The organism is Streptomyces sp. NPDC052023, from assembly GCF_044548465.1.
In the GTDB taxonomy this organism is placed as follows: Bacteria; Actinomycetota; Actinomycetes; order Streptomycetales; family Streptomycetaceae; genus Streptomyces.
The window spans coordinates 198129-224253 of sequence record NZ_JBIUBW010000012.1; the positions used below are offsets into that span (position 1 = coordinate 198129).

Genomic DNA, 26125 nt, shown 5'->3' on the forward strand with positions numbered 1-26125 from the left:
AGTAATTAGCCGTTCGAAAAATTTCCTTAGCGTAGGGAATGTTTGTCACCCACAGGCCGTTGCATAGGTATGGAACCGGAGACACCCCCGTCTCCAGGGCCCCAGTAGTTCTCCTCAGGAGGATGACCAGACGAAGGGAGAAGCCATGCGCTTCGAGATCATGCGACTCGACGACGTGGACGGCACGCCCGTGGACACGACCGTCGTGGACGCCGCCTCCGTCAACCGGATCGTTCAGCAGGCCGCCGCCACAGGGCAGCGACTCTGGATCCGCCCGGCCGAGACCACGGCCTCGTAACAGCGGATCCCATCCCCGAGCTTCAGGGCCCCGTACGGACACACCGTACGGGGCCCTGCTGTACCGGAACGCCGCCGGTGCTCCACCCCCCCAGCAGGGGTTCAGCTCCCCTGGATCACCTGCGTGACCCCGTTGATGATCTGCTGCACGGCGATCGCGGACAGCATCATGCCCGCGAGCCGGGTCACCAGCACCACACCGCCGTCCTTGATGACGCGGATGATCAGCAGCGAGTACCGCATGACCAGCCACAGCACGACATGGATGGCGAGGATCGCGGCCCACACCGACACCTGGAGGCCGATGCCGTCCGCCTTCTGCACGGCAAGGATGACCGACACGATCGCACCGGGTCCGGCCAGCAGCGGCATGCCGAGGGGCACGAGGGCGACGTTGACGTCCTTGGTCTGCTTCGGCTCGTCGGTCTTGCCCGTGAGCAGGTCGAGCGCGATCAGCAGGAGCAGCAACCCGCCGGCGATCATCAGGGCCGGTACGGAGACGTGCAGGTAGTCGAGGATCTGATGCCCCAGCACCCCGAACACGGTGATCACGCCACCGGCGACGCAGACGGCCTGGAAGGCCATCCGCCGCTGCACCTTGGCGGGCCGCCCCGCGGTCAGACCGAGGAAGATCGGGGTGATCCCGGGGGGATCCATGATGACGAAAAGGGTGAGGAAGAGGGAACCGAAGACAGCGAGGTCGAACATGACGGAGCTACAGGCCTTGCGATGAGATGACGGAGGAAAGCGTGGCGGTGGTGCGCTCAGGCTCCGCCGGTGCCCGGCACCGGGAACGCGCCCGTCGCCCGCCGGGTGATCTCCCCGTACACCTCGGGGTCGGTCGTGTACTCGCCGAGCGTGACCGTCTTGCGGCTGCCGTGGTAGTCGCTGGACCCGGTGACCAGCAGCCCGAGCTCCTTGGCCAGCCCGCGCAGCCGCGCCCGGGTGTCCGGGTCGTGGTCCATGTGGTCGACCTCGATGCCGTCGAGCCCGGCGGCGGCCAGTTCGGCGATCGCCGGCTCCGGCACCGTACGCCCGCGCTTGGCGGCACCCGGATGCGCGAACACGGCGACTCCGCCCGCGCCCTTGATCAGCCGGATCGCCTCGAACGGATCGGTCTCGTGCTTCTCGACGTAGGCCCGTCCGCCGTCGGCCAGCCAGTCCTGCGTGAAGGCATCGCTCACGCTCGCCACGACGCCCAGCTCGACCAGCGCGGACGCCACATGCGGCCGCCCCACCGACCCCGCGCCGGCGATCCGGGCGACCTGCTCCCAGGTGACCGGCACGCCCAGCTCGTTCAGCTTGGCGATCATGCCCTTGGCCCGCGGCACCCGGTCGTCGCGCACGAGCTCCCGCTCGGCGAGCAGCGCGGGTTCCCCGGCGTCGAAGAGGTAGGCCAGCATGTGCATGCCGATACCGTCGATACGGCAGGACAGCTCGGCTCCGGTGACCAGCGTGAGCCCCTCAGGCAGCGCCTCGATGGCCTCGGCGTGGCCCCGGGTCGTGTCGTGATCGGTGAGCCCGACGACGTCCAGCCCGGCAGCGGCGGCGTTCCGCACCAGCTCGGCAGGGGTGTCCGTCCCGTCGGACGCGGTGGAGTGGGTGTGCAGATCTATTCGCACGACGCGGACTCCAGGCGGTCACTGAACGGAAGGGACACCCAAGGATAGCCGGTAATCCTGTATGCCCCTGTCACACCCGCAACCGGGGTGCGACCCCTACATGCCGGACGAGCGGGGAGGGCGGACCACCTCTACGGCTGCAGCAGGCGCGGCGACAGCGCACCGCACGGCACGAGCTCGACCTCCGCCCCCGCGTCCCGCACATCCGCCAGCACCAGCTCGTCGTACATCAGCAACCCGGACTGCTCGGGCCACACCACGGCCCACAGCCACAGTCCGCGGGCCTCCCCCGCGAAGACCGCACGGTCGTCCGGCGCCCCGGTGACGTGCCACAGCGGCGTCGGCCGCCCGGCCGCCAGCACCTTGACCTGGGGCGGTTTCTCGACGTTCATGTACGGCCCCGGGTCGGGTCCGTCGATCCCCGCATAGCGCGCCCCGAGACCGACACCGAGTTCCTCGGCGACCAGGATCAGCTCACCGATGCCGCCCAGCGGCCCCGGGCCCGAGCAGGCCACGGCGGTGGCACGACCGCCACTGCGGTCGTCACCGGCGCAGGCCACGCCCGTGAAGAGCCAGCCGACCGGCAGGGGCCACGGCATCCACACCGGCACCTGCGTCCGAGCCACCACGACCCCGAGGGCCTCGACGCTGGGCGGGATCACGGGCTGGAGCGGATGCACCGTGCCGTGCACATCGCACTGCCAGGTATCGGCGAAGAGTCCGGGAGCCCTGACCCGGCCACCACACTTCGGGCAACTGGGTTCGCCCCTCATAGGGCTCCACGCTCCTACCCCTTCTCCGCCACGTCAAGGACGATCACCCGTCCGGGCGGAAGCATCACTCCAAACCATTAGATGTAGTGTACATTAATTAGCTATGCTAATTTATTACGTGTAAATGCCATCCACTCACCGGACACCAAGGGAGCCCAGGCATGCGCAGCAGCACGGGAGTCCTCCGGCAGCCGAAGGCGGTCTGGGCCACCGCCGGCGCCTCCGTCGTCGCCTTCATGGGCATCGGGCTCGTCGACCCGATCCTGCCGTCGATCGCCAAGGGACTGGACGCCGACGCCGGCCAGGTCTCGCTGCTCTTCACCTCCTACTTCCTGATCACCGCGATCGCGATGCTGCTCACCGGCTTCGTCTCCAGCCGCGTCGGCGGCCGCAAGACGCTGCTGCTGGGCCTCGCCCTCGTCGTGGTGTTCGCCGGCCTGTCCGGCACCTCCGGCTCGGTCGGCGAACTCGTCGGGTTCCGGGCCGGCTGGGGACTGGGCAACGCCCTGTTCGTCTCGACCGCCCTGGCCGTCATCGTCGGCGCGGCGGCGGGCGGCAGCGCGGCGGCGATCCTGCTGTACGAATCCGCGCTCGGCCTCGGCATGGCGTGCGGTCCGCTGCTGGGCGCGCTGCTCGGCGACGCCAGCTGGCGCTACCCGTTCTTCGGCACCGCGTTCCTGATGGCGGTCGGCTGCCTGTGCATCACGGCGTTCCTGAAGGAGCAGCCGAAGCCGGCCCGCCGGACCTCGCTGCTGGACCCGCTCAGGGCACTCGGTCACGGTCTCGCCTCGGCGGCGACATCGGCGTTCTTCTACAACTACACGTTCTTCACCGTGCTGGCCTTCACACCGTTCGTGCTGAACATGAGCCCGTACCGGTCGGGCGCGGTGTTCTTCGCCTGGGGTGTGCTGCTCGCCGTCTTCTCGGTCCTCGTCGCCCCGCGCATGCAGGCGCGGTTCGGCTCGCTGAAGGTGCTCGGCGGCTCGCTGGTGCTGCTCGCGGCCGACGTACTCGTCCTCGGCTACGGCGCCCACACCACGGCCGTCGTCTGCACGATCCTGTCCGGCGCCTTCATCGGCGTGAACAACACCGTCTGCACAGAGCTGGCGCTCGGGGTGTCGGACGCGCCGCGCCCGGTGGCGAGCGCGGGCTACAGCTTCGTGCGGTGGTTCGCGGCGGCGGCAGCGCCGTTCCTCGCGCCGAAGATCGAGGAGTGGAGCGATGCGCACATGCCGTTCGTGGTGGCGGCGGTCACCGCGGTGCTGGGCGCGGCCGTGGTGGCCGTAAGGCGCGGGGCGCTGACCGCGCGGGCGGAGGAACTCCAGGTGCGGCACGCCACCGAGGACAGTGTGGGCGTCTTCGCCAAGTGACGGCTCTCGAAAGGACTTTGGTGAGCTTCCTCACGCCTTCGTTCAGTCCAGCGGCACCGACCGGCGGGACGGGTCGCGCAGGTCGGTGCCGCTGGTGAGCCAGCGCTCCTGAAGCGCCTGGGCCCCGTGGACCCGCTTGAAGGCGGCCTCGTTCGGGGTCATGGGGAGCAGCGGCAGGAAACGGACCGGGTCGAGGGGCTCGTCCAGTTCCAGGTCCTCGACCAGGCCGCCCGGCTCGGCGACCAGGACCGAGGTGAACGGGGCCCCCGGCCACAGCGGTTCGCCGACCTCCAGGGAGGCGCCGGGCGCCACGACCACGCCCTCGACCTGCGGGGACGCCGCGAGGACGGCGAGCGGGCGGAGCACCTTGTCGGTCTCGGCGAGCCCGGACCGTACGGAGAGGACCAGCTCGGCGCGCGGGCCCTTGACCGGGTCGGCGAGGACCGCGGTGGGGTCCGCCATGGGCTGCGCGGACATGCCGAGCGTGGCGTAGCGGACGATGTCACCCTCCTGGAAACGCAGCACCTCCACGCGGTCGGTACCGAGGAAGGTGACCGCGGCGCGCGCGTCCGGTTCGCCGAGCGCGGAGCGCAACCTGGCCTCGACCAGTGGGAGAACATCAGCCATGGGGCGAGCATAGAACTCGTCAGTACCAGGCAAAGCAGCGCCTTGACACTTCGGTCTGCTGATACTCTTGCCCGGTGGTTCGGGGCAGCACGCAGAAGCGTCGCGATCAAGTCCCGACGCCGACGACACTCCCTTACGAGGGACCGGCCGGAGGAGGTGGGGCTGCAATGGACCGAAGTCGACCGTGCAGTACCACCCGCTCTTCCGGCCGCTGATGTTGCTGGGCTCTAGCCTGCCGCCACCTCTCGCATGCGCACCTCCTGCGGTGTCCGCGGAAGAGCACTTCGTTTCGTCTTGCCTCTGCCTGATCTGTATGACCTGCATCAGCAGCTGAACCAGTAGCGAAGTTCGCCACCGCGACGGTGCGGTGCTCCCCGCTTTGTGGACGTGCCAAACATCCTTCCCGGCCCGATGGGCGGGGATCCCCGCAGGACGTCCCCATTCCGGGCAGTTCCACCCGGCGCCCACGGCCTCTCGCTGCTCGTTGCGAAGGAGCCTGCCATGTCGATGATCCGTGACCTCCGTGCCGCGGTCCGCCCGTCGCGTCCCGCGCTGCGCAAGGACGGCGGCGCGTACGACACGACGCGCGATCCCCAGACCACCACCGCCGTCGTCGACTGCGCCGTCTATCGCGACGGCGCCCGCGTCGAGACCCCCGGCCCGCTCACCCCGCACGAGGCGATGCGCCGGGTGCGGCGCGACGGAGGCTTCGTGTGGATCGGGCTGCACGAGCCCACGGAATCCGAATTCGCCGGTATCGCCGGCGAATTCGGGCTGCACCCACTGGCGGTCGAGGACGCCGTGCAGGCGCACCAGCGGCCGAAGCTCGAGCGTTACGACGACTCGCTGTTCACCGTGTTCAAGACCATCCACTACGTCGAGCACGACGAACTCACCGCCAACAGCCAGGTCGTCGAGACCGGCGAGGTGATGTGCTTCACCGGGCGGGACTTCTTCATCACCGTCCGGCACGGGGGCCAGGGCTCGCTGCGGGCGCTGCGGCACCGGCTGCAGGACGACCCCGAGCTGCTCGCCAGGGGCCCCTCGGCGGTGCTGCACGCCATCGCCGACCACGTCGTCGACGGCTACATCGCGGTGGCCGACGCGGTGCAGGACGACATCGACGAGGTGGAGACGGAGGTGTTCTCGCCGGGCCGCAAGGGCACGCCGCGGGGTACCGACGCCGGGCGGATCTACCAGCTCAAGCGTGAGGTCATGGAGTTCCGGCGGGCGGTGCAGCCGCTGATGCGCCCGCTGCAGCTGCTGAGCGAGCGGCCGATGCGGCTGATCGACCCCGACATCCAGAAGTACTTCCGCGACGTCGCCGACCACCTCGCCCGGGTGCAGGAGCAGGTCACCGGCTTCGACGAGCTGCTCAACTCCATCCTCCAGGCCAACCTCGCACAGGCGTCCGTCGCGCAGAACGAGGACATGCGCAAGATCACGTCCTGGGCCGCCATCATCGCCGTACCGACCATGGTGTGCGGCGTGTACGGGATGAACTTCGACCACATGCCCGAGCTGCGCTGGAAGTTCGGCTACCCGATGGTGCTCGGCATCACGGCGATGATCTGCTTCGGCATCCACCGCACGCTGAAGCGCAACGGCTGGCTGTGAGCGGCCTCGCTACGCTGCTCCCATGACTAGCGAGCTGCTCGGCCAGGCCCTCGTCGAGGAGGCCACGAAGAAGTCCGGCCTCATCTGGGTGCGGGGTGCCGGGGCGCCGGCCGCGCGTGCGCTGTGGCATGTGTGGCACGAGGGTGCCGCCTGCGTGGTCGGCGACGGACCGGGCGAGCAGCCGCTGCCGGGACTGACCGACGGTGGCACGGCCGAGGTGACCGTGCGCAGCAAGGACAAGGGCGGTCGGCTGGTCTCCTGGACGGCGCGAGTGGTCGAACTGCCGTCCGACTCCGAGCAGTGGGAGGCGGCCGTCGGCGAGCTCAAGGGCAAGCGCCTGAACGCGCCCGACGGTGAGGCGATGCCCGAGCGGTGGGCCCGGGAGTGCCGTGTGGTGCGTCTGGAGCCGACCGGCACGATCGCCCCACTGCCGGACGGCTCGCTGGCCGAGGCGCCGCTGCCGACGCCGGTGACGACGCGTGAGCCGATCCCCGCCGGGCTGCCGCGCCTGCTCTTCCGGAAGAAGCGCAGGCGCGCCTGACACCCTGGCGGTCCGCGACGGGCGCGAGCGCGAACGCCGCCGGTGCCTACGACGTCGGCAGCTGCTGGCCGTAGTCCACCGTCTTGTCCTTGGCGGGCTGCTCGAGGGCGAAGTCCTCGCCCCAGTCGGAGAAGGTGAGGGTGCCCGCGCCGCCCGCGCGGACCAGGCGCAGCGGGTAGGGCCGGCCCTCCAGGGAGACGTCCAGCGTGCCGCCGGCGCCCTTGTCCCCGGTGATGCGGACGGTGCGCACACCGGCCTCCTCGTGACGGCCGTCCGTCGCCAGGGCGCCGTGCAGGGTCAACAGGCCGCCGAGCAGGACATCCTTGTCGGTGAATCCGCTGAACCGCTTGTACGAGGGGTCGCCCTCCGGCACCTTCACGAACTTGCCGTCGAGCTTGTCGGCCGCGGCGGCGTCGGACGGGCCGCCCTCGCCGTCCCCTTCGCCCTCGCCGTTGCTCCAGAACTCCGCGTCCGCCATCAGAAACAGCTGCTCGCCGACCCGGAGCAGCTGGAAGGTCGCCCCCTCCGCGCTCACCGACCCGGTGCCACCGTCCGCCTTCAGGCGCATGTCCAGCCTGTACGTGCTCCCGCCCGCGACCACCGTGCCCGACAACCGCACGGCCTTCGCGGTCTTGGCCGCCGCGCGGGTCTCGGCCTGGATCTTCTCGGCGGGCAGCTTGCCCACACCGTTCGTGCCCGCGTCCGGGTCCTCGCTGCCACACCCGGTCAGCCCCGTCCCCGCCACGACCAGTGCGCACATCGCGCTCACCAGTGCGGTCCGGCGCGTACGGCCCTGGCGCATCGCAGTCACAGGTGGTGCTGCCTTTCTGACGTCGGTCCTTCAGCGGCGTAACGCAGCGTACCGGGGTGCCGGGCGGCCGGCGGAGCCAGTCCGTCCGGACCGCTCACCAGGGCGGATCCGATCGGGACGGGCTAGCCTGAAGGCCATCCGAGCGAGCAATTCAGCACAAGCGGAGCAAACGCAACGCACGGCAGGAAAAGGAGGCGCAGCCATGGCCGCGGGCGCCCCCCGGATCTTCGTTTCGCACCTCTCCGGCACCGCCGTCTTCGACCCGAACGGCGACCAGGTGGGGCGCGTGCGCGATCTGGTCGTCATGCTGCGGGTCGGCAGCAAGCCGCCGCGACTGCTCGGACTGGTGGTCGAACTCACCACCCGGCGGCGGATCTTCCTGCCCATGACCCGGGTCACCGGCGTCGAGTCCGGACAGGTCATCACCACCGGCGTGCTCAACGTCCGCCGCTTCGAGCAGCGCCCCACCGAGCGGCTGGTGTTCGGCGAACTGCTCGACAAGAGCGTCACCCTCGTCGAGACCGGTGAGCAGGTCACCGTCCTCGACCTCGCGGTGCAGCAGTTGCCGGCCCGCCGGGACTGGGAGATCGATCGCGTCTTCGTCCGCAAGGGGAGGAAGGGCAGCGCCTTCCGGCGGGCCAAGGGCGAGACGCTGACCGTCGAGTGGTCCGGCGTCACCGGCTTCTCCCTGGAGGAGCACGGGCAGGGCGCCGAGAGCCTCCTGGCCACCTTCGAGCAGCTGCGCCCCGCCGACCTCGCCAACGTCCTGCACCATCTGTCGGCGAAGCGGCGCGCCGAGGTCGCCGCCGCCCTCGACGACGACCGCCTGGCCGACGTGCTCGAACAGCTCCCCGAGGACGACCAGATCGAGATCCTCGGCAAGCTGAAGGAGGAGCGCGCCGCGGACGTGCTGGAGGCGATGGACCCGGACGACGCGGCCGACCTGCTCTCCGAGCTGCCCGAGGAGGAGAAGGAGCGGCTGCTGAGCCTGATGGAGCCCGCCGACGCGGCCGACATGCGGCGCCTGATGGCGTACGAGGAGCACACCGCGGGTGGCCTGATGACCACCGAGCCGATCGTGCTGCGCCCCGACGCCACCGTCGCCGAGGCCCTCGCCCGGGTCCGCAACCGCGACCTCTCCCCCGCCCTCGCCGCCCAGATCTACGTCTGCCGCCCGCCCGACGAGACCCCGACCGGCAAGTACCTCGGCACCGTCCACTTCCAGCGGCTGCTGCGCGACCCGCCCTACACGCTGGTCAGCTCGATCCTCGACGACGACCTGCAACCCCTGGCCCCGGGCGCGGCGCTGCCCCTGGTGGCCGGGTTCTTCGCGACGTACGACATGGTCTCGGCGCCCGTCGTCGACGAGTCCGGGTCGCTGCTCGGCGCGGTGACCGTGGACGACGTGCTGGACCACATGCTGCCCGAGGACTGGCGGGAGTCCGAGTTCGATCTGGACGAGGGCGAGGGGGTGAGCGCCCATGGCTCCTGAGCGCGAGTCGGCGCGGCGCGAGGCGGGGCGCGACCTCGGCCGGGACCGGATGCCCGCCGGCGCCACGGCGACCACGCGCCCGCGCGCCCGGCTGGACCAGCCTCGTCCCCGGCGGCCCCGGATCCTGCCCGAGTGGGACCCGGAGGCGTTCGGGAAGCTGTCGGAGCGGATCGCCCGCTTCATCGGCACCGGGCGTTTCCTGGTCTGGATGACGGTCGTCATCGTGGTGTGGCTGCTGTGGAACGTGTCCGCGCCGGCGCCGCTGCGCTTCGACGAGTACCCGTTCATCTTCCTGACCCTGATGCTCTCCCTCCAGGCCTCCTACGCCGCCCCGCTGATCCTGCTCGCGCAGAACCGGCAGGACGACCGCGACCGGGTCAACCTCGAACAGGACCGCAAGCAGAACGAGCGGTCGATCGCGGACACCGAGTACCTGACGCGGGAGATCGCGGCCCTGCGGATCGGGCTCGGCGAGGTGGCCACCCGGGACTGGATCCGCTCCGAGTTGCAGGACATGGTCAGGGATCTGCAGGACGGACACCCCGACGGTCAGCGCGTATTCCCGGCAGAACGGTCGGGGGCGCGTGACGTAGACGACCGCTGACGGGCTTTCCGCGGCGCCTGTGCGGCGCCGTACCATCGTCCTTATGGCTACGGAAGACGCGGTGCGCGAGGCACTGGCGACGGTGAACGACCCCGAGATCAACCGGCCCATCACCGAGCTCGGGATGGTCAAGTCGGTGGAGATCGGCACGGACGGATCGGTCGCGGTCACCGTGTACCTCACGGTCTCGGGCTGCCCGATGCGCGACACGATCACGCAGCGCGTGACCGAGGCGGTCTCCCGGGTCGACGGCGTCACCCGCGTCGACGTCACGCTCGACGTGATGAGCGACGAGCAGCGCAAGGAGCTGGCGAACGCCCTGCGCGGCGGCCAGGCCGAGCGCGAGGTCCCCTTCGCCAAGCCCGGCTCGCTGACGCGCGTGTACGCGGTCGCCTCCGGCAAGGGCGGCGTCGGCAAGTCGTCCGTCACGGTCAACCTGGCGGCGGCGATGGCTGCCGACGGCCTGAAGGTCGGTGTCGTCGACGCCGACATCTACGGCCACAGCGTGCCGCGCATGCTGGGCGCCGACGGACGCCCCACCCAGGTCGAGAACATGATCATGCCGCCGTCCGCGAACGGCGTGAAGGTCATCTCCATCGGCATGTTCACGCCGGGCAACGCCCCGGTCGTCTGGCGCGGCCCGATGCTGCACCGCGCGCTGCAGCAGTTCCTGGCGGACGTGTACTGGGGCGACCTCGACGTCCTGCTCCTGGACCTGCCGCCCGGCACCGGCGACATCGCGATCTCCGTGGCCCAGCTGGTCCCGAACGCCGAGATCCTGGTCGTGACGACCCCGCAGCAGGCGGCGGCCGAGGTGGCGGAACGGGCCGGCTCCATCGCCGTCCAGACCCACCAGAAGATCGTCGGTGTGGTCGAGAACATGTCCGGCCTGCCCTGCCCGCACTGCGGCGAGATGGTCGACGTCTTCGGCACGGGCGGCGGCCAGGTGGTCGCCGACGGCCTGACCCGCACCACGGGTACGAACGTCCCGGTGCTCGGCAGCATCCCCATCGACGTCCGCCTCCGCGAGGGCGGCGACGAGGGCAAGCCCGTCGTCCTGACCGACCCGGACTCCCCGGCGGGCGCGGCCCTGCGCTCGATCGCGGGCAAGCTCGGCGGCCGTCAGCGGGGGCTGTCGGGCATGTCGCTGGGCATCACGCCGCGCAACAAGTTCTAGACACGCGTGCGGGTGGGGGCCTTCCGTGGCACGGGGAACCCCCACCACACCCGCAACGCCAGGCCCTGCCCCGCGGCGAGGGGGCGCCCCACACCGGCGGCGCCCCCTCTCACGCGTAGTCGGCGATGGCGTTGCGCGTAGTCGTGAGGGTCCTACGCGTAGTCGGTGAGGTCCTACGCGTAGTCGTTGAGGTCCTACGCGTAGTCGGTGATGTCCTTGATCACCGCGAAACCCAGCCCGTACGCGCTCATGCCCCGGCCGTACGCACCCAGGTGAAGGCCCTCCTGCGTCGATCCGGCCAGCACCCACCCGAACTCGGACTCCCGGTAGTGGAACGGGGTGGGGACGCCGTCGACGGGAAGGGACAGCGTCGACCACTCCGACCCGGCGAGGTCGTCGGCCAGCGCCCACGCGGTCTCGGTCTGCTGCTCCAGCCAGTGGTCACGCAGGCTGTGGTCCATCTGCCCGGGCCAGGTGAAGGACAGCAGTCCCACACCCGCCAGCCAGGCGGCCGAGGAGACCGACGTGGCCTCCAGCAGCCCCGTGCCGTCGGCACTGCGCCGCACGGGATTCGCGGCGACGGTCACCACGACCGCGAACCGCTCCCGTTCCTCGGCGACACCTTCGGCACGCACCGAGGGCTCGTCGCCGTGGCCGATCGAACCGTGCTCCACGGCACCGTCCGCCGTCATGCCCACCTGCATCAGCCAGCGCGGGCCCGTGAACGCCTCGTCAAGGCCGTACCACGGGAAGGGCGCACGCAGGTAGCCGTCGACCGTACGCCGGGCGGAGGGGACCTGTTGTCCGCCCTCCGCGGCCGGCGCCTGCGCGACTGCCCGACTCGTCGTCTCCATGTGCCCGGACGCCTCCTCGCTCTCGTCGGATCGAACGGCCCGCCCCCCTTCGGGCGTACTCGTCCGGTCCGCACAACAACTCGGCAGCATATCCACACCTCTGCGGGCAGCCGGGAATGCGCCCGGCGCGTGGGTCGCGCGGACGACGCGTTCGAGCCCTTGGGGGGTGGATCGAGAAGGAGCGAGGCGCGCCGCGTACGGCCAGGTGGCGCGGAAGAAGGCAGCCGGCAGGCGGAAGCGAGCGGGCGGTCCGCAGCTGTCAGGTGGCGTCCGCGTCGAAGGGCGGGCGGTCGTCGGGCTTCTTCGTCATGTCGACGCGGGCACCCGAAGAACCGGGGGCGGCGGGCGGCTCGGCATCGCGGCTGTGCACGGCGTCCGTGACCTCGGCCATCTCCTTCTTCAGGTCGAAGCCGTTGCGGATCTCCTTCAGCCCCAGGTCCTCGTTGTCCAGCTGCTTGCGGATGAAGGTCTTGGGGTTGAGATCCTCGAACTCGAAGTCCTTGAATTCCGGGCCGAGTTCCTGCCGGATGTCCTGCTTGGCGCTCTCCGAGAACTCACGGATCTTCCGGACCGTGCGCATCACGTCCTGGATGACCTTGGGGAGCTTGTCCGGACCGAACACGAGCACGGCGAGGACGACGAGCGTCACCAGCTCCAGCGGTCCTATGTCATTGAACACCTGAAAGCTCCTTGCGATGTCCCGGGCCGGATCCACGGTACCCGCCGATCCTGTCCGACCGGTACCGTCCCGGGCGCCACACGTGCGGGTAAGTGAGCGTTTTTCCGGTTGTTTGCCTTGTGGGAGTGGGCCGCGGTCCGGTCTGTGAGATTTGTTCGCGTCCGCTCAGTCTCCGGCGGAGGAGCCGAGCACCAGCGAGATCGTCCGTTCGGCGCCGTCCCGCCGCAGGGTCAGCTCCAGCCGGTCACCGGGGCGGTGGGCGCGGGTCTTGACGATCAGTTCCTCACCGGAGTGGATCCGCTGGCCGTCGACCTCGGTGATCACGTCGCCGGGCTTGATCCCGGCCTTGGCGCCGGGGCCGCCCGGAGTGACCGGTGCGCCGCCGTCGCTGCCGTTGGTTCCGACGCGTGCGCCGTCGCCGGTGTAGTCCATGTCGAGGGTGACGCCGATGACCGGGTGGGTGGCCCGGCCAGTGTTGATCAATTCCTCGGCGACGCGTTTGCCCTGGTTGATCGGTATGGCGAAGCCGAGCCCGATGGAGCCGGACTGACCGCCCTCCGGGTCGCCGCCGCCGTCCGCGGAGCGGATGGCGGAGTTGATGCCGATCACCCGGGCCCGGGCGTCGAGGAGGGGGCCACCGGAGTTTCCCGGGTTGATGGGGGCGTCGGTCTGCAGGGCGTCGACGTAGGAGACGTCGCTGGCGCCGCCGCCCTCGCCGCCCGCCGTGATGGGTCGCTCCTTGGCGCTGATGATGCCGGAGGTGACCGTCCCCGCCAGGTCGAAGGGGGCGCCGATGGCGACGACCGGGTCGCCGACCTGGACGCTGTCGGAATTGCCGAGGGGCAGCGGCTCCAGGCCACTGACGCCGCGGACACGCACGACCGCCAGGTCGTAGCCTCCGTCGCGGCCGACGACCTCGGCCTTCGCGGTCTCTCCGCTGTGGAAGGTGACGGTTATGTCGCCGTCCTCGCCGGCGGGCTCCACTACGTGGTTGTTGGTGAGGATGTGGCCCCGGCCGTCGAGCACGAAGCCGGTGCCGGTGCCTGCCTCACCGGAGCCGCCGCTCACATGCAGGGTGACCACGCTGGGCAGGGCCCGCGCGGCGATCCCGGCCACACTGTCGGCGTCCCGCCCCGCGTCCTCCTGCCCGGCCTGCTCCAGCTCGACCTGCCCGACCCCACCGTTGCGCTCCAGATAGGCGCCGACGACTCCGCCGACGCCGCCGGACACGAGGGCGACGATCAGGGTGCCGACGACGAGTATCTTGCGCCCTCGCCTGCGTCCCTGCTGCTCGGTGAGCACCGCGGCACCGGTCTGCTGGAGCGGGGCGGCCGAGGGCGCACCGCCGACGGCCCCGCCCGCCCAGGGGTCGTAGCGATGCCAGGGGTCCGGCGATACGGAGGCCGGGCTGTGGGTGGGGGTGCCGTCATGGGCGGGGGCGAGGGCGGGCGCCGCGGATGCGGGAGCGGGCGGCGGGGGCGGCGCGGGTGCGGGAGCGGGAGCGGGCGGTGCGGGTGCGGCCTGAGCGGGCAGGGGGGCGGGCACCGGGCCCGGTGCCGGGAACGCAGCTACGGTGGCGGGCGCCGGGCCCTCACAGGGCGGGGGCTGCGCGGTCCCCGGTACGGCCTGAGCGGGATCCGGGACTGCGGGAGCGAAGGCCGGGGCCGACAGCGCGGCCTCCGGTCCGGCCTGAGCCCGATGCGGGACCACGGGAGCAGGGGCCGGGGCGGCGTGGTCCGACGCAGCCGGATCCGGGACTGCGGGAGCGGGGGCCGGGGCGGCAGGCCCCGGAACGACAGGTGCCGGCGCCGGAGTGTGTGGCGGACCGGCCAGCCCCGGAGCAGCGGAAGCCGGCGCAGCCAGGCCCGGAACGCCCGGAGCCGCAGCCGGACCGGCCGGGGCAGGGACAGCCGGACCCGAAGCCGACGCGGTCAACCCCGGAGCAGCGGAAGCCGGCGCAGCCAGGCCCTGCGCAACCGGACCGGTAGCCGCATCGGCCAGGCCCGGGACAACCGGAGCGGCAGCCGGGGCGGGGGCAGCGGGGGCAGCCGGGCCCGGCACCCCGTGCGGCGGCGCCACGGGTGCCGCAACCGGCGGCGTCATCGCCGTACCCTGCGCGGGCGTGGCCGCCGGATGCTGTACGGGTGGGGCAGGCGCCCAGGGGCCCGGCTCGCCGTAGGGCGGGGTGCTGTAGGGGTCGGGATCGTGGAGCGGCTTGAGATCCGCGACGGCGGGCGGGGCAACCGGGACGTCCGGCCGCGCGTCGGACGCGGCGATGCCGCCCGGCGGGACCTCGTCCCCCGGCACCTCGTCCCGCGGCGCCCCGGCGCCCGGCGCCTCCTCGGGTGCGTCCTCGGGGCGCCTCAGTTCGAAGTCGCCCTCCCCCTTGCCCGGCGTCGGCGCGGTGCCCTCGTTCATGCTCTCCCCACAGCTGGCCGCGGCCCGGCTCGTCGTCGGTGTGGCCGCAGTTCGAGAATTCCACGCCGGGCGCCTGGGCGCGGGCGCGGTTCACCTGGGATTCAACCAGGTTCGCGCGTCGCGGCGCAGGGAACGGTCAGCGGGGTGTGACGGTGGAGGACGCGGACGGACCGGCGATCCCGTCGGTGACAGGCGCCGTGAGCAGGCCGGGCGTCGTCACCTCCGGTGCCGTCGACCAGCTGGTGAGCATGATCGGCGGGGGCGCCGCCAGTGGACGTATCAGCGGCGACATCGCGGCCGCACCGGCCACCATCGGCGCCGTGAGGGCGTGCGCGGGCTGGGAGGCCACCCCGGGCAGCAGAGGTGCGGACACCTCGGTCGGGGCCGCAGGCGTCTCCCCGAGCGTCCGTCCACCCTGGATCTGCGCGAGCATCGGGCCGGTCCCGCGGCGCCGCTGGCTCTCGGATGTCGTCGCCGTCCCCGCCCCCGGACGCGCCGGGGTCACGTTGCTTCCCGAGCCGCTCCGGGTCTCGGTGTCGCCCGGTGTGCCCGTGTTGACGCCGCCCAGCGCGATCGCCGCGAGGGACACCGCCCCGGCGGCCACGAAAGCGAACCGGCGCCCCCGCGAGGCCGCCGCCCGCTCGGCCTCGCTGCGGCCGACGTCGTGGATCCGGAAGCCACGCTGCGCGGAGGCGGGCAGGACGGACGCGTGCGCGGCCGTGGGGACGTACGCGAAGTCGAAGCGCTCCCCGCGCGGCATGCCGAAGACGCCTGCGCCGAAGCCCTCCCCTGCCGATGGCAGACCACCGTCGAGACCGCCTCCGCCGGGCAGCCCCTGGAGACGGGCCAGGAAGCTCTCCGAGGGCGGCGGCGGCGCGGCCTCCGCGAAGACGTTCTTCAGCCGGCGCTGGGCGTCGACCTCCGTCTTGCACTTCGGGCAGGTCGCCACGTGCGCCAGCACACGCTCACGCGTGTCATGACCCAGCTCTCCGTCCACCAGGGCGGCGAGTCGGTCTCCCAGGTGCTGCTCCGCGAGGCGCTCCTCGGCAGCCGTCGGACGTGTGCCACTCACGCGGACGCGCCTCCTCCCCCCAGAGCGGGCACGCGGGGCACGAAGGAGCGACGCTCGGCGCGCGCCTCCGGGGACCGGTGCGCCAGGGCCTTGCGCAGCTGGGAGCGGCCACGGTGGATCCGGGACCGGACCGTGCCGAGCTTGACGCCGAGGGTCGCGGCGATCTCCTCGTACGACAGTCCTTCGATGTCGCACAGGACGACCGCGGCGCGGAACTCGGGCGCGAGGGTGTCGAGGGCCTGCTGGACGTCCGCGTCGAAGTGCGCGTCGTTGAAGACCTGCTGCGGGGACGGCTCGCGGCTGGGCAGCCGCTCGGCCGCGTCCTCGCCGAGGGCGTCGAAGCGGATGCGCTGCTTGCGGCGGACCATGTCCAGGAAGAGGTTCGTGGTGATGCGGTGCAGCCAGCCCTCGAACGTCCCCGGCGAGTACGTCGACAGGGAGCGGAAGACACGGACGAAGACCTCCTGCGTGAGGTCCTCGGCGTCGTGCTGGTTACCGGTGAGGCGGTACGCCAGCCGGTAGACACGACCGCTGTGGGTGCTGACGATCTCCTCCCAGGTGGGCGGAGTCCACGCCTGCCCGTCCGCGTCGGTGGAGAACGTCGCGGTCCGGTCGTGGTCAGCGGCGTGGCTGGGGTCAGCAGCGGTGTCGTTCACGGATTTCGGCCTGCCCGCCGACCCGAGGAAGCGCCTCAGCACTCCTGTGCGGTCCACAGGCGCAGCCGCACCTCCCCTGTCAGCTCTGGTGGTGTCCAGTGGAGCCCCTACCATAGCCACCTCGCCCGTTAGCTCCCCATAAGCGGTTTTACGAGAAATTGATCTGTGCTGATACGGCTCATGCGGCTGCGTCAGCACTTGCTCGGCGCCCCGCCCGTCGTCGTGATCCAACCGTGTCCCCCGCCGTCGTCTCCCACCCCTCTAAACGCCCGGTCCCATCTGCGGGTTCCCGGCACCAACGGATACAGTCACGCCCAGGCAACCACGGGGACAGGAGAGGGTCATTACCGGCAACCGGCTGACGAGCTGGGCGTTCGCCGACGCCTTTGTCGCCGAGGACGACACGCTGCACTGGGCCCGCGACCGGGCCCGGGACGCAGGGCTGCGCTCGGTCTCGCCCGGCACGGGCGCCGCGCTGCGGTTGCTGGCCGCCTCCGTGGACGCCAAGGCGGTCGCCGAGATCGGCACCGGCACCGGAGTCTCCGGGATCCATCTGCTGCACGGCATGCGCGCGGACGGCGTGCTGACCACCGTCGACCCCGAGCCGGAGCACCAGCAGTTCGCCCGGCAGGCCTTCCGTGCCTGCGGGTTCGCCAGCAACCGGGCCCGGTTCATCCCCGGCCGCGCCCTGGAGGTGCTGCCCCGGCTGGCGGACGCCGGCTACGACCTCGTCTTCTGCGACGGTGACCGGCTGGAGGTGCTGGACTACCTCGCTGAATCGTTGCGCCTGCTGCGTCCCGGGGGTCTGGTGGTCTTCGAGGGCGTCTTCGCCAACGGGCGCACGGTGGACTCGGGCCCGCAGCCGACGGAGGTGCTACGGCTGCGCGAGCTGCTGCGCGCGGTGCGTGAGAGCCAGGAACTGGTGCCGTCGCTGCTGCCGGTGGGCGACGGGCTGCTGTGCGCGGTCAAGCGGTGAGCACAGTGCTCCCACCGGCGCAAACAGCGGCCCCGGCACCGGATGCGGTGCCGGGGCGGCTGAAAGGGTATGGTCGCCTGCGGGTCAGCCCACAACCTTCTTGAGGGCGTCGCCGAGCGCGTCGGCCTCGTCCGGGGTCAGCTCGACGACGAGCCGACCGCCGCCTTCGAGCGGAACGCGCATGACGATGCCCCGCCCCTCCTTGGTCACCTCGAGCGGGCCGTCACCCGTCCGCGGCTTCATGGCCGCCATGCTCGTTCCCCTTCCTGAAAACCAGCTCATCGTCAAGGCCGACGGCGCCCGCTGATGGGCACGCGCGGTCCGTGAAACAAGACACGCGACACCGGCATCGAACACATTGCTTCCCAGCCATTATCCCGCATCTCACGACCCGATGACCAACATCGGCCGGCATCGCTTGGGCAACGCGCGCGAGCAAAACCACTCAATTCGGCGATGTGGCTGCGATACTGCGCAGCCGCACGGACATCCGCCGACCGGAAACCGGGCCGAATTCTTTGACGCAGCTCACACGGACGCCGGGGGCCGTTCTCCGTGATCTCCGCCATGCTGTCCTCAGAAGGGACGTACCGACCGGTACGCCCGAGCCGCCGAACCGGAGGGGATACGCCATGGCCGACACCGTGCTCTACGAGGTGAACGACGGGCTCGCGACGATCACGCTGAACCGCCCCGAGGCGATGAACGCGCTGAACATCGAGACCAAGGTCGCCCTCCGTGACGCGGTGCAGTCCGCGGCGGCCGACGACGCCGTCCGGGCGGTGCTGCTGACCGCGGCCGGGGACCGGGCGTTCTGCGTGGGCCAGGACCTCAAGGAGCACATCGGGCTGCTGGCCGCCGACCGGGAGGAGGGCGACGGGCGGACGATGAGCACCGTGCGTGAGCATTACAACCCGATCGTGCGGGCGCTGACCGACATGGCCAAGCCCGTGGTCGCGGGCGTGAACGGGGTGGCCGCCGGCGCGGGCTTCGGCTTCGCGCTCGCCGCCGACTACCGGGTCGTGGCGGACACGGCGGCCTTCAACACCTCGTTCGCCGGCGTCGCGCTGACCGCCGACTCCGGTGTGTCCTGGACGCTGCCGCGCGTGGTGGGCCCTGCGCGCGCCACCGACCTGCTGCTCTTCCCGCGCAGCGTCAAGGCGCAGGAGGCGTACGAGCTGGGCATCGCGAACCGGGTCGTTCCGGCGGCTGAGCTGCGCGCGCAGGCCGGGCAGGTGGCCCGCCTGCTCGCCGAGGGGCCGACGGTCGCGTACGCGGCGCTCAAGGAGGCCGTGGCGTACGGCTTCGCCCACTCCCTGGCCGAGACGCTGGAGAAGGAGGACGAGCTGCAGGCGCGGGCGGGCGCGTCGGAGGACCACAGGATCGCGGTCCAGGCGTTCGTGAACAAGGAGAAGCCGAAGTACCTGGGGCGCTGAGCCGGCCCGCCCCGGTCAGCCGACGCGGCGGGCGACGCAGTCCGCCAGGTGGTCGTCGACCAGGCCACACGCCTGCATCAGCGCGTACGCCGTCGTCGGCCCCACGAAGCGCAGGCCCCGCTTCTTGAGGTCCTTGGACAGGGCCGTCGACTCCGGCGTGACGGCGGGGACGTCGGCGAGGGTCTTGGGGACCGGGCGGGTGTCCGGGTCGGGGGCGTGCGACCAGATCAGCGCGTCCAGCTCGCCCGGCGCCCACTGCGCCAGCTCGCGGGCGTTGCCGAGGGTGGCGTCGATCTTCGCGCGGTTGCGGATGATGCGGACGTCGGCGAGGAGGCGTTCGCGGTCGTCGTCCGTGAAAGTGGCCACCTCTGCGATCTTGAAGTCGGCGAAGGCGGCGCGGAAGCCGGGGCGGCGGCGCAGGATGGTGATCCAGGACAGCCCGGACTGGAAGGCCTCCAGGGACAGCCGCTCGAACAGCGCGTCGTCACCGTGGACCGGGCGGCCCCACTCCTCGTCGTGGTACGTCACGTAGTCCGGCGTGGACAGGGCCCAGGGGCAGCGCCGCACGCCGTCCGGGCCGGCCAGGGCGGTCCCGTCGCTCATCGCGGGCCCTCTTCCCGCCCGGGCTTGTCCATGGGGACATGGGCCGCGGCACGGGCGCCGGCCAGGGCGGACTCCAGGTCGGCGATCCGGGCGTCCCGCTCCGCGAGCTCCGCGGCGACGCGGTTCAGGGCGTCGTCGACGTCGGCCATGCGGTAGCCACGGACGGCGAGGGGGAAACGCAGGGCGTCGATGTCGGTGCGGCCGAGCGGGCGGTCCAGGGGCAGCGGGTCCTGGAGCCGTTCGGGCGCGGCCTCCGGGAGCGGGCCGTGCTCACCGCCGCCGACCACCGCGAGGGTCACCGCGGCGACCACGACGGCGAGGGCGACGACCAGGAACAAGAACATAACCATCGCTGAGGTCCCCACGCGGAGTGTGGCGGCGTACCCGAGGCGTACGCCGACGTCGGATGTGTCAGGGTCCGATCGTGCCATGCGAGTCTGACAGTTAGGGTCACAGGCGGTCGCACAGGGCCAGGACCAGGACGAACGAGGAGAGGTCACACGGGATGCTCAGGCTGGGCAGGCGGGAGTTCGACCCGCGCGAGCCGGTGATCATGGCCATCGTGAACCGGACCCCGGACTCCTTCTACGACCAGGGGGCCACCTTCCGCGACGAGCCGGCGCTCGCCCGGGTGGAGCAGGCGGTGGCGGAGGGGGCCGCGATCATCGACATCGGCGGGGTCAAGGCGGGGCCCGGCGAGGAGGTCACCGCGCGGGAGGAGGCACGCCGGACGGTCGGGTTCGTGGCCGAGGTGCGGCGGCGGTTCCCGGACGTGATCATCAGTGTGGACACCTGGCGGCACGACGTCGGTGAGGCCGTGTGCGAGGCCGGGGCCGACCTGCTGAACGACGCGTGGGGCGGGGTGGATCCGCGACTCGCGGAGGTCGCCGCGCGGTACGGGGTGGGGCTCGTGTGCACGCACGCCGGTGGGGCGCAGCCACGTACGCGGCCGCACCGGGTCACGTACGACGACGTCATGGCGGACATCCTGCGCGTCACGCTCGGGCTGGCCGAGCGGGCGGTGTCCCTGGGGGTGCCCCGGGAGTCGGTGCTGATCGATCCCGGGCACGACTTCGGGAAGAACACGCGGCACAGCCTGGAGGCGACGCGGCGGCTCGGGGAGATGGTCGGGACCGGCTGGCCTGTGCTGGTGTCGCTGTCCAACAAGGACTTCGTCGGGGAGAGCCTGGACAAGCCGGTGAAGGAGCGGGTCATCGGGACGCTGGCCACGACGGCGGTGTCCGCGTGGCTGGGGGCGCAGGTGTACCGGGTGCATGAGGTGGCGGAGACCCGGCAGGTGCTGCAGATGGTCTCGGCGATCGCGGGGTGGAGTGACCCGGCGGTGGCACGGCGCGGGCTGGCCTGACGCACTCACCCGCCGGCACGGCCGGCCCGGCGTGGGGTCCGGGGGCGCCTGCCCCGGAGCGCCGCCCACGCCGGTCGGCCGGCAACGGCCCCGTCTAGCGGCCCGCCTCCTTGGACACCAGTGCCACCGCCTCGTCCACGTCGTCCGTGACGTGGAACAGCTGGAGGTCCTTCTCCACCGCCTTGCCCTGGGCCACCACGGTGTGGCGGAGCCAGTCGACCAGGCCGCCCCAGTAGTCGGTGCCGAACAGGACGATGGGGAAGCGGGTGACCTTCTGGGTCTGGACCAGCGTCAGGGCCTCGAAGAGCTCGTCCAGGGTGCCCATGCCGCCGGGCAGGACCACGAAGCCCTGCGCGTACTTGACGAACATCATCTTGCGGACGAAGAAGTACCGGAAGTTCAGTCCGATGTCGACATAGGGGTTCAGACCCTGTTCGAACGGCAGCTCGATACCGAGGCCGACCGAGATGCCGCCCGCCTCGACCGCGCCCTTGTTGGCCGACTCCATCGCCCCGGGACCGCCGCCGGTGATGACCGCGAAGCCCGCCTCCACGAGACCGCGGCCGAGACGCACGCCGATGTCGTACTCGGCGGACTCCACCGGAGTGCGGGCGGAGCCGAACACGCTGATCGCGGGCGGGAGTTCGGCGAGGGTGCCGAAGCCCTCGATGAACTCCGACTGGATGCGAAGGACGCGCCAAGGGTCGGTGTGGACCCAGTCCGAGGGGCCGCCCGCGTCCAGCAGGCGCTGGTCCGTCGTGCTCGCCGTCACCTGGCTCCGCCGCCGGAGGACCGGGCCGAGTCGCTGCTCCTCCGGCGGCTGCCGCTTTCCCTCAGGATTGCCGGTGACCATGTGCGCTCCCTCCGCTTGCGGGGTGTTTCCACCTCAGCGTAGATCCACGCCGGTTACGGAGGGGGGACATGTGAATGTCCGCAACGAAGCGCCCGCGCGGAGAGCCCCTCGCGCCCCGCGCGCGTGTCACGCCGTGAGCCAGGCCCGCAGCCGCTCCTCACCCGCGAGGATCTTCGCCGTCTCCACCCGCTCGTCCCGCTTGTGGGCCAAGTGCGGGTTGCCGGGGCCGTAGTTGACCGCCGGGACGCCCAGGGCGCTGAAGCGGGAGACGTCCGTCCAGCCGTACTTGGGCTGCGGGGTGCCGCCCACCGCCTCGATGAAGGCCGCGGCGGCCGGGTGCGACAGGCCGGGCAGCGCGGCCCCGCTGTGGTCGTCCACCACGAAGTCGGTCACACCGCAGTCGGCGAAGACCTCACGGACATGGGCGATCGCCTCCTCCTCCGTACGGTCGGGGGCATAGCGGAAGTTGACCGTCACCACGCACTCGTCGGGGATGACGTTTCCCGCCACACCGCCCGTGATGCCCACCGCGTTCAGCCCCTCGCGGTACTCCAGCCCGTCGATCACCGGGTAGCGGGGCTGGTAGGAGGCGAGCCGGGCCAGGATCGGGGCGGCACCGTGGATCGCGTTGGCGCCCATCCAGCCGCGCGCCGAGTGGGCGCGCTCGCCCTTCGTCTTCAGCAGGACGCGCAGGGTGCCCTGGCAGCCGCCCTCGACCTGGCCGTCGGACGGCTCCAGCAGCACCGCGAAGTCGCCCTCCAGCCACTCGGGGTGCGCCTCGGCGATGTGCTTGAGGCCGTTGAGGTCGGCGGCGACCTCCTCGTTGTCGTAGAAGACGAAGGTCAGGTCGCGGCTGGGGGCCGGGACCGTGGCCGCGATGCGCAGCTGCACCGCGACGCCCGCCTTCATGTCGCAGGTGCCGCACCCCCACAGCACGCCGTCCTCGTCCAGCCGGGACGGCACGTTGCCGGCGATCGGCACCGTGTCGATGTGCCCGGCGAGGATCACCCGCTGCGGCCGGCCCAGGTCCGTGCGGGCCACGACGTTGTTGCCGTACCTGGCGACCGTGAGGTGCGGCAGGGCGCGCAGGGCGTTCTCGATCGCGTCCGCGAGGGGCTTCTCGCTGCCGCTCTCCGACGGGAAGTCGACGAGCTGGGCGGTGAGCCGGGCGGCGTCCAGGGTGAGGTCAAGCGGGGAGTCGGCCATGAGCCGACCCTAGCGCTCCCGACCTGGGAGTACTTTCCGCACCTGGCACCAGTCACTCCGTACTCTCCAGTACCTTGTTACGCGTGCCAGAGCCGTCCCCTTCTCTCAAGCGTCGCGGCCGCCTCCTCCGTGCCGGGGCGGCCTTCGTGGTGCTCCTCGCCGTCGCGGGCTATCTCGCGGTGCAGTACATCACCGGGGGCACCGGCGGCCCGGGATGCGAGGTCGTCTCCGCCGACGACGACGGGGCGACCTACGAGTTCAGCCCCGAGCAGGCCGTCAACGCCGCGACCATCACCGCCGTCGGCACCGCCCGCGGCCTGCCCGAACGGGCCGTCACCATCGCCCTCGCGACCGCCCTGCAGGAGTCCGCGCTGCGCAACATCAGCCACGGCGACCGCGACTCGCTGGGCCTGTTCCAGCAGCGGCCCTCGATGGGCTGGGGCACCGAGGAACAGATCATGGACCCGATCTACTCGGCCGGCATGTTCTACGACCATCTGGTCAAGGTCCCGGGCTACACCCGGCTGCCGCTCACCGTGGCCGCCCAGCGCGTGCAGCGCAGCGGCTTCCCGCAGGCGTACGCCAAGCACGAGCCGGACGCCACCCTGCTCGCCGCGGCCCTCACCGGTCGCGCGGCGGCCACGCTGACCTGCGAGGGCCGGCCCGGGGCCACCCCGACCGCCGGTCCGGACGCGGTGCGCTCAGCGCTCGTACGCGACTTCGGCCGGGACGCCGTGCAGCAGGCCGGCGCCGAGGTCGGTGCCGCCACGCCGACGCCCACACCGACCCTGGTCACCGAGACCAGCGGGCGGACGGTGACCGTGCCGGTCGCCGGGGACACGGGCGGACGCAGCAGCGAGGAGCGCGGCTGGCAGTACGCGCACTGGGCCGTGGCCAACGCCTCGGAGCTGCACATCGAACGCGTCTCGTACGGCGGCCGGGAGTGGGTCGCGGGGCACACCGACAGCCGGTGGCACGCCGCGACGGGGGACGCGAAGAATGCGGACCGGGCGGACGCCCCCGCGGACGCCGTCCGAATTGTCACTGCGCAGTAGTACGAACGATCACTCCGACGGGTCACGTGCGTCCACTCGGGGCGACGGGGTGCTCAGGTTTTCGCGAACTCACTCCCGTAGCCGCCAAATCCCTTGCGAGCGCGGGGCCGTAAGGATTCGGCAGACTTTCGGACCGGGTCTTCTTTGCCCGTTTTTATCCGCAGCCGATAATGCGACGCATTGCCAACTCTTTACATTGGCGTGCCGCAACCTTCGCGGGCTTCGAGCGGTAGTCACTGCGTCCGAGCCCGGAGAGCGAGACCGAAGGACGCGACCGAGATCGCGGGGTCAGCTTCCAGGCACGGCTGGACACTTCACCGTTCTCTCCCGTCGAAGGAGCATCATGTCCCTCCCCCTGACCCGCCGGATCGCCCGTGCCGCGCTGCTCGTCGCAGCGGGAGCGGCTGCCGGGGTCGGTGCGGCCGGCTCCGCCAGCGCGGCCCCCGAACTGCCCGCCACCGGAAACCTGGGCGGCCTGACCGCCCTGGACACGGCGAACGTCGGCAACACCGTCGACAGCGCGGCGCAGAGCGTCACCGGTACCGCCGGCGACACCGGCAGCAAGGCGGTCAAGAAGGCGGTGCCGGCCGCGGGCAAGACCGGTGGCCAGGTCGCGAAGAAGGCGACGCCGGTGGTCCAGAAGGTCGCGGGTGACACCGCCGGCGCCGCCGGTGCCGTCGTGGGTGACGCCGCGTCAGCCGCGACCACGGGCGGACTCGCCACGGACGGACTGACCAGGGGCGGGCTGCCGACGACGTCGCTGCCCACCAAGGGGCTGCCGATCGGCTGAGCGCCGGGCGCCTGAGCGGAGGGGTCCAGGGAGTTCCCTGGACCCCTCCGCCGCGTTCACGCGAGGCGCTTGACCGCCGCCGCCACCCGCTCGTCCGACGCCGTCAGGGCCACGCGTACGAACTTCTCGCCGGCCGGGCCGTAGAAATCGCCCGGCGCGACCAGGATGCCCAGGTCGGCGAGGTGGGCGACCGTGGTCCAGCAGGACTCGTCCCGGCTCGCCCACAGGTACAGGCTCGCCTCGCTGTGCTCGATACGGAAGCCGTGGGCCAGCAGGGCCTCGCGCAGGGCCGTGCGGCGGGCCGCGTAGCGCTCGCGCTGCTCGCGGACGTGGGTGTCGTCGCCCAGCGCGGCCACGACGGCGGCCTGGGTCGGCGCGGACGTCATCATGCCGCCGTGCTTGCGGATCTCCAGGAGCGGGCCCAGGACCGCCGGGTCACCGGCGAGGAAGGCGGCCCGGTAGCCGGCGAGGTTGGAGCGCTTGGAGAGCGAGTGCACCGAGACGATGCCCTCGTACGAGCCGCCGTTGACCTCGGGGTGCAGGACCGAGACCGGGTCGGCCTCCCAGCCGAGCTCGATGTAGCACTCGTCCGAGAAGACCAGCACGCCGTGCTCGCGGGCCCAGGCGACGATCCGGGTCAGCTCCTGCTGGGACAGCACCCTGCCCGTCGGGTTGGACGGCGAGTTCAGCCACAGGAGCTTCAGGCCCGCCGGGTCGAGGTCCGCCGGGTCGTCGTACACCTCGTACTGCGCGCGGGCCAGGCGCGCGCCCACTTCGTACGTCGGGTAGGCCAGGCGCGGATAGGCGACCCGGTCGCCGGGGCCGAGGCCCAGCTGGGTGGGGAGCCAGGCGACGAGTTCCTTGGAGCCGACGACCGGCAGGACGTGATGGTGGGTGACGTCCCGGGCGCCGAGGCGGCGGCGCACCCAGCCGGTGATCGCGTCACGCAGTTCGGGGGTGCCCCAGACCGTCGGGTAGCCCGGTGAGTCGGCGGCGGCGACCAGCGCCTCCTGGATCAGCTCGGGGACCGGGTCGACCGGGGTGCCGACGGAGAGGTCCACGATGCCGTCCGGGTGCGCGGCGGCCGTCTGCTTGTACGGCGCGAGCTTGTCCCAGGGAAACGTGGGCAGGCGGTCGGTGACTGCGGACACGGTGTGTGGCTCACTTTCTGGTACGGCAAACGCCTCGGTCCCGTGCGGCGCCGATCGGGGTGATCAGGCCGTACGGGAC

At 71.7% G+C, this 26125-nt stretch carries 28 protein-coding genes; 12 read left to right on the forward strand and 16 right to left on the reverse strand.

The annotated features are described in order from the left end of the window. Positions 1-145: 145 nt before the first annotated feature. Positions 146-298, forward strand: a complete 153-nt coding sequence (locus ACIHCM_RS24110) for a hypothetical protein (RefSeq protein WP_393105601.1) — start codon at positions 146-148, stop codon at positions 296-298. Between the two features lie 101 nt (positions 299-399). Here ACIHCM_RS24110 and ACIHCM_RS24115 read toward each other — a convergent pair whose 3' ends face one another. From ACIHCM_RS24115 to ACIHCM_RS24125, 3 genes are all read right to left on the reverse strand, one after another. Then, positions 400-1005: a MarC family protein gene (locus ACIHCM_RS24115; RefSeq protein ID WP_393105602.1), complete on the reverse strand. Its 606-nt coding sequence runs from the start codon at positions 1003-1005 to the stop codon at positions 400-402. Between the two features lie 56 nt (positions 1006-1061). Beyond that, entirely contained in the window at positions 1062-1919 is an 858-nt protein-coding gene (locus tag ACIHCM_RS24120) for a PHP domain-containing protein (protein WP_399899285.1), read from the reverse strand. A gap of 131 nt (positions 1920-2050) precedes the next feature. Beyond that, the gene (locus tag ACIHCM_RS24125) at positions 2051-2692 is read right to left on the reverse strand and encodes a DUF6758 family protein (protein WP_399899288.1); all 642 of its coding nucleotides are present in this window, start codon (positions 2690-2692) and stop codon (positions 2051-2053) included. Between the two features lie 161 nt (positions 2693-2853). Here ACIHCM_RS24125 and ACIHCM_RS24130 point away from each other — a divergent pair, with 161 nt between their 5' ends. Further along, positions 2854-4062 (forward strand): MFS transporter, encoded by a 1209-nt coding sequence (locus tag ACIHCM_RS24130; protein ID WP_399899291.1) that lies wholly within the window; start codon positions 2854-2856, stop codon positions 4060-4062. A gap of 42 nt (positions 4063-4104) precedes the next feature. Here ACIHCM_RS24130 and ACIHCM_RS24135 read toward each other — a convergent pair whose 3' ends face one another. Next, positions 4105-4689 (reverse strand): suppressor of fused domain protein, encoded by a 585-nt coding sequence (locus tag ACIHCM_RS24135; RefSeq protein ID WP_399899293.1) that lies wholly within the window; start codon positions 4687-4689, stop codon positions 4105-4107. Positions 4690-5190: 501 nt separating this feature from the next. Between ACIHCM_RS24135 and ACIHCM_RS24140 the strand changes: the two genes are divergently transcribed. Beyond that, complete coding sequence (locus ACIHCM_RS24140; protein ID WP_399899296.1) at positions 5191-6306, forward strand: magnesium and cobalt transport protein CorA; 1116 nt, start codon at positions 5191-5193, stop codon at positions 6304-6306. Positions 6307-6328: 22 nt separating this feature from the next. After that, positions 6329-6847: a hypothetical protein gene (locus tag ACIHCM_RS24145; RefSeq protein WP_399899299.1), complete on the forward strand. Its 519-nt coding sequence runs from the start codon at positions 6329-6331 to the stop codon at positions 6845-6847. A 46-nt stretch (positions 6848-6893) separates the two neighbouring features. Here ACIHCM_RS24145 and ACIHCM_RS24150 read toward each other — a convergent pair whose 3' ends face one another. After that, the gene (locus ACIHCM_RS24150) at positions 6894-7658 is read right to left on the reverse strand and encodes a hypothetical protein (protein WP_399899302.1); all 765 of its coding nucleotides are present in this window, start codon (positions 7656-7658) and stop codon (positions 6894-6896) included. 202 nt (positions 7659-7860) lie between these two features. Between ACIHCM_RS24150 and ACIHCM_RS24155 the strand changes: the two genes are divergently transcribed. Genes ACIHCM_RS24155 through ACIHCM_RS24165 form a run of 3 tightly spaced genes read left to right on the forward strand, consistent with a single transcriptional unit; the run spans position 7861 to position 10931 of the window. Continuing rightward, on the forward strand, positions 7861-9150 hold the full coding sequence (locus tag ACIHCM_RS24155) for a magnesium transporter MgtE N-terminal domain-containing protein (protein WP_399899305.1): 1290 nt from the start codon (positions 7861-7863) through the stop codon (positions 9148-9150). Continuing rightward, a complete protein-coding gene (locus tag ACIHCM_RS24160) occupies positions 9140-9754 on the forward strand; it encodes a DUF1003 domain-containing protein (protein WP_399899308.1) in 615 nt (204 codons plus the stop codon). The genes ACIHCM_RS24155 and ACIHCM_RS24160 overlap by 11 nt, the downstream gene beginning before the upstream one ends. Positions 9755-9797: 43 nt before the next feature. Further along, positions 9798-10931 carry an Mrp/NBP35 family ATP-binding protein gene (locus ACIHCM_RS24165; protein WP_399899311.1) on the forward strand — a complete coding sequence of 378 codons (1134 nt, stop codon included), beginning with the start codon at positions 9798-9800 and terminating at the stop codon, positions 10929-10931. A 194-nt stretch (positions 10932-11125) separates the two neighbouring features. On the opposite strand, the gene ACIHCM_RS24170 is transcribed toward ACIHCM_RS24165, so the two are convergent. The 5 genes from ACIHCM_RS24170 to sigE form a co-directional block, all read right to left on the reverse strand. Further along, positions 11126-11785 carry a hypothetical protein gene (locus ACIHCM_RS24170; RefSeq protein ID WP_399899314.1) on the reverse strand — a complete coding sequence of 220 codons (660 nt, stop codon included), beginning with the start codon at positions 11783-11785 and terminating at the stop codon, positions 11126-11128. Between the two features lie 259 nt (positions 11786-12044). Next, positions 12045-12464 carry a sec-independent translocase gene (locus ACIHCM_RS24175; protein WP_399899317.1) on the reverse strand — a complete coding sequence of 140 codons (420 nt, stop codon included), beginning with the start codon at positions 12462-12464 and terminating at the stop codon, positions 12045-12047. A gap of 165 nt (positions 12465-12629) precedes the next feature. After that, on the reverse strand, positions 12630-14882 hold the full coding sequence (locus ACIHCM_RS24180) for a trypsin-like peptidase domain-containing protein (RefSeq protein ID WP_399899320.1): 2253 nt from the start codon (positions 14880-14882) through the stop codon (positions 12630-12632). A 136-nt stretch (positions 14883-15018) separates the two neighbouring features. Further along, positions 15019-15954, reverse strand: a complete 936-nt coding sequence (locus ACIHCM_RS24185; RefSeq protein ID WP_399899323.1) for a zf-HC2 domain-containing protein — start codon at positions 15952-15954, stop codon at positions 15019-15021. Continuing rightward, positions 15951-16652, reverse strand: coding sequence for an RNA polymerase sigma factor SigE (sigE, locus tag ACIHCM_RS24190; protein WP_399899436.1), 702 nt, complete (start codon positions 16650-16652; stop codon positions 15951-15953). Before sigE ends, ACIHCM_RS24185 begins: the two co-directional genes overlap by 4 nt. A 235-nt stretch (positions 16653-16887) precedes the next feature. Between sigE and ACIHCM_RS24195 the strand changes: the two genes are divergently transcribed. After that, positions 16888-17586 (forward strand): O-methyltransferase, encoded by a 699-nt coding sequence (locus tag ACIHCM_RS24195; protein WP_399899439.1) that lies wholly within the window; start codon positions 16888-16890, stop codon positions 17584-17586. Positions 17587-17670: 84 nt separating this feature from the next. On the opposite strand, the gene ACIHCM_RS24200 is transcribed toward ACIHCM_RS24195, so the two are convergent. Then, positions 17671-17838, reverse strand: coding sequence for a DUF3117 domain-containing protein (locus tag ACIHCM_RS24200; protein ID WP_003966491.1), 168 nt, complete (start codon positions 17836-17838; stop codon positions 17671-17673). 380 nt (positions 17839-18218) lie between these two features. Between ACIHCM_RS24200 and ACIHCM_RS24205 the strand changes: the two genes are divergently transcribed. Beyond that, a complete protein-coding gene (locus ACIHCM_RS24205; RefSeq protein WP_399899326.1) occupies positions 18219-19022 on the forward strand; it encodes an enoyl-CoA hydratase/isomerase family protein in 804 nt (267 codons plus the stop codon). A 15-nt stretch (positions 19023-19037) separates the two neighbouring features. On the opposite strand, the gene ACIHCM_RS24210 is transcribed toward ACIHCM_RS24205, so the two are convergent. After that, positions 19038-19625, reverse strand: a complete 588-nt coding sequence (locus ACIHCM_RS24210) for a DNA-3-methyladenine glycosylase I (protein WP_399899329.1) — start codon at positions 19623-19625, stop codon at positions 19038-19040. Then, complete coding sequence (locus tag ACIHCM_RS24215; protein ID WP_399899331.1) at positions 19622-19975, reverse strand: DivIVA domain-containing protein; 354 nt, start codon at positions 19973-19975, stop codon at positions 19622-19624. Before ACIHCM_RS24215 ends, ACIHCM_RS24210 begins: the two co-directional genes overlap by 4 nt. Before the next feature lie 155 nt (positions 19976-20130). On the opposite strand from ACIHCM_RS24215, the gene folP reads away from it, so the two are divergent. Continuing rightward, complete coding sequence (gene folP, locus ACIHCM_RS24220) at positions 20131-20991, forward strand: dihydropteroate synthase (RefSeq protein WP_399899334.1); 861 nt, start codon at positions 20131-20133, stop codon at positions 20989-20991. Between the two features lie 94 nt (positions 20992-21085). Here the strand turns inward: folP and ACIHCM_RS24225 are convergent, their stop codons facing one another. Both ACIHCM_RS24225 and dapE read right to left on the reverse strand, forming a co-directional pair. Beyond that, on the reverse strand, positions 21086-21844 hold the full coding sequence (locus ACIHCM_RS24225; protein ID WP_399899337.1) for a TIGR00730 family Rossman fold protein: 759 nt from the start codon (positions 21842-21844) through the stop codon (positions 21086-21088). Between the two features lie 126 nt (positions 21845-21970). Further along, a complete protein-coding gene (gene dapE, locus ACIHCM_RS24230; protein WP_399899339.1) occupies positions 21971-23050 on the reverse strand; it encodes a succinyl-diaminopimelate desuccinylase in 1080 nt (359 codons plus the stop codon). 83 nt (positions 23051-23133) lie between these two features. On the opposite strand from dapE, the gene ACIHCM_RS24235 reads away from it, so the two are divergent. Both ACIHCM_RS24235 and ACIHCM_RS24240 read left to right on the forward strand, forming a co-directional pair. Beyond that, the gene (locus ACIHCM_RS24235) at positions 23134-24105 is read left to right on the forward strand and encodes a heavy metal transporter (RefSeq protein WP_399899342.1); all 972 of its coding nucleotides are present in this window, start codon (positions 23134-23136) and stop codon (positions 24103-24105) included. Between the two features lie 343 nt (positions 24106-24448). Beyond that, positions 24449-24895, forward strand: coding sequence for an ATP-binding protein (locus tag ACIHCM_RS24240; RefSeq protein ID WP_399899345.1), 447 nt, complete (start codon positions 24449-24451; stop codon positions 24893-24895). A 56-nt stretch (positions 24896-24951) separates the two neighbouring features. Here ACIHCM_RS24240 and ACIHCM_RS24245 read toward each other — a convergent pair whose 3' ends face one another. Next, positions 24952-26046, reverse strand: a complete 1095-nt coding sequence (locus ACIHCM_RS24245; protein ID WP_399899347.1) for a bifunctional succinyldiaminopimelate transaminase/glutamate-prephenate aminotransferase — start codon at positions 26044-26046, stop codon at positions 24952-24954. Positions 26047-26125 lie beyond the last annotated feature (79 nt).

Coding starts and splice junctions, on each gene's coding strand:
- ACIHCM_RS24225 (WP_399899337.1), bottom strand. CDS start 21,844: ATGGTCACCGGCAATCCTGAGGGAAAGCGGCAGCCGCCGGAGGAGCAG.
- ACIHCM_RS24180 (WP_399899320.1), bottom strand. CDS start 14,882: ATGAACGAGGGCACCGCGCCGACGCCGGGCAAGGGGGAGGGCGACTTC.
- ACIHCM_RS24135 (WP_399899293.1), bottom strand. CDS start 4,689: ATGGCTGATGTTCTCCCACTGGTCGAGGCCAGGTTGCGCTCCGCGCTC.
- dapE (WP_399899339.1), bottom strand. CDS start 23,050: ATGGCCGACTCCCCGCTTGACCTCACCCTGGACGCCGCCCGGCTCACC.
- ACIHCM_RS24215 (WP_399899331.1), bottom strand. CDS start 19,975: ATGGTTATGTTCTTGTTCCTGGTCGTCGCCCTCGCCGTCGTGGTCGCC.
- ACIHCM_RS24140 (WP_399899296.1), top strand. CDS start 5,191: ATGTCGATGATCCGTGACCTCCGTGCCGCGGTCCGCCCGTCGCGTCCC.
- ACIHCM_RS24170 (WP_399899314.1), bottom strand. CDS start 11,785: ATGGAGACGACGAGTCGGGCAGTCGCGCAGGCGCCGGCCGCGGAGGGC.
- ACIHCM_RS24165 (WP_399899311.1), top strand. CDS start 9,798: ATGGCTACGGAAGACGCGGTGCGCGAGGCACTGGCGACGGTGAACGAC.
- ACIHCM_RS24200 (WP_003966491.1), bottom strand. CDS start 17,838: ATGGCGGCCATGAAGCCGCGGACGGGTGACGGCCCGCTCGAGGTGACC.
- ACIHCM_RS24110 (WP_393105601.1), top strand. CDS start 146: ATGCGCTTCGAGATCATGCGACTCGACGACGTGGACGGCACGCCCGTG.
- ACIHCM_RS24155 (WP_399899305.1), top strand. CDS start 7,861: ATGGCCGCGGGCGCCCCCCGGATCTTCGTTTCGCACCTCTCCGGCACC.
- folP (WP_399899334.1), top strand. CDS start 20,131: ATGCTCAGGCTGGGCAGGCGGGAGTTCGACCCGCGCGAGCCGGTGATC.
- ACIHCM_RS24125 (WP_399899288.1), bottom strand. CDS start 2,692: ATGAGGGGCGAACCCAGTTGCCCGAAGTGTGGTGGCCGGGTCAGGGCT.
- ACIHCM_RS24210 (WP_399899329.1), bottom strand. CDS start 19,625: ATGAGCGACGGGACCGCCCTGGCCGGCCCGGACGGCGTGCGGCGCTGC.
- ACIHCM_RS24145 (WP_399899299.1), top strand. CDS start 6,329: ATGACTAGCGAGCTGCTCGGCCAGGCCCTCGTCGAGGAGGCCACGAAG.
- ACIHCM_RS24160 (WP_399899308.1), top strand. CDS start 9,140: ATGGCTCCTGAGCGCGAGTCGGCGCGGCGCGAGGCGGGGCGCGACCTC.
- ACIHCM_RS24240 (WP_399899345.1), top strand. CDS start 24,449: ATGTCCCTCCCCCTGACCCGCCGGATCGCCCGTGCCGCGCTGCTCGTC.
- ACIHCM_RS24130 (WP_399899291.1), top strand. CDS start 2,854: ATGCGCAGCAGCACGGGAGTCCTCCGGCAGCCGAAGGCGGTCTGGGCC.
- ACIHCM_RS24115 (WP_393105602.1), bottom strand. CDS start 1,005: ATGTTCGACCTCGCTGTCTTCGGTTCCCTCTTCCTCACCCTTTTCGTC.
- ACIHCM_RS24205 (WP_399899326.1), top strand. CDS start 18,219: ATGGCCGACACCGTGCTCTACGAGGTGAACGACGGGCTCGCGACGATC.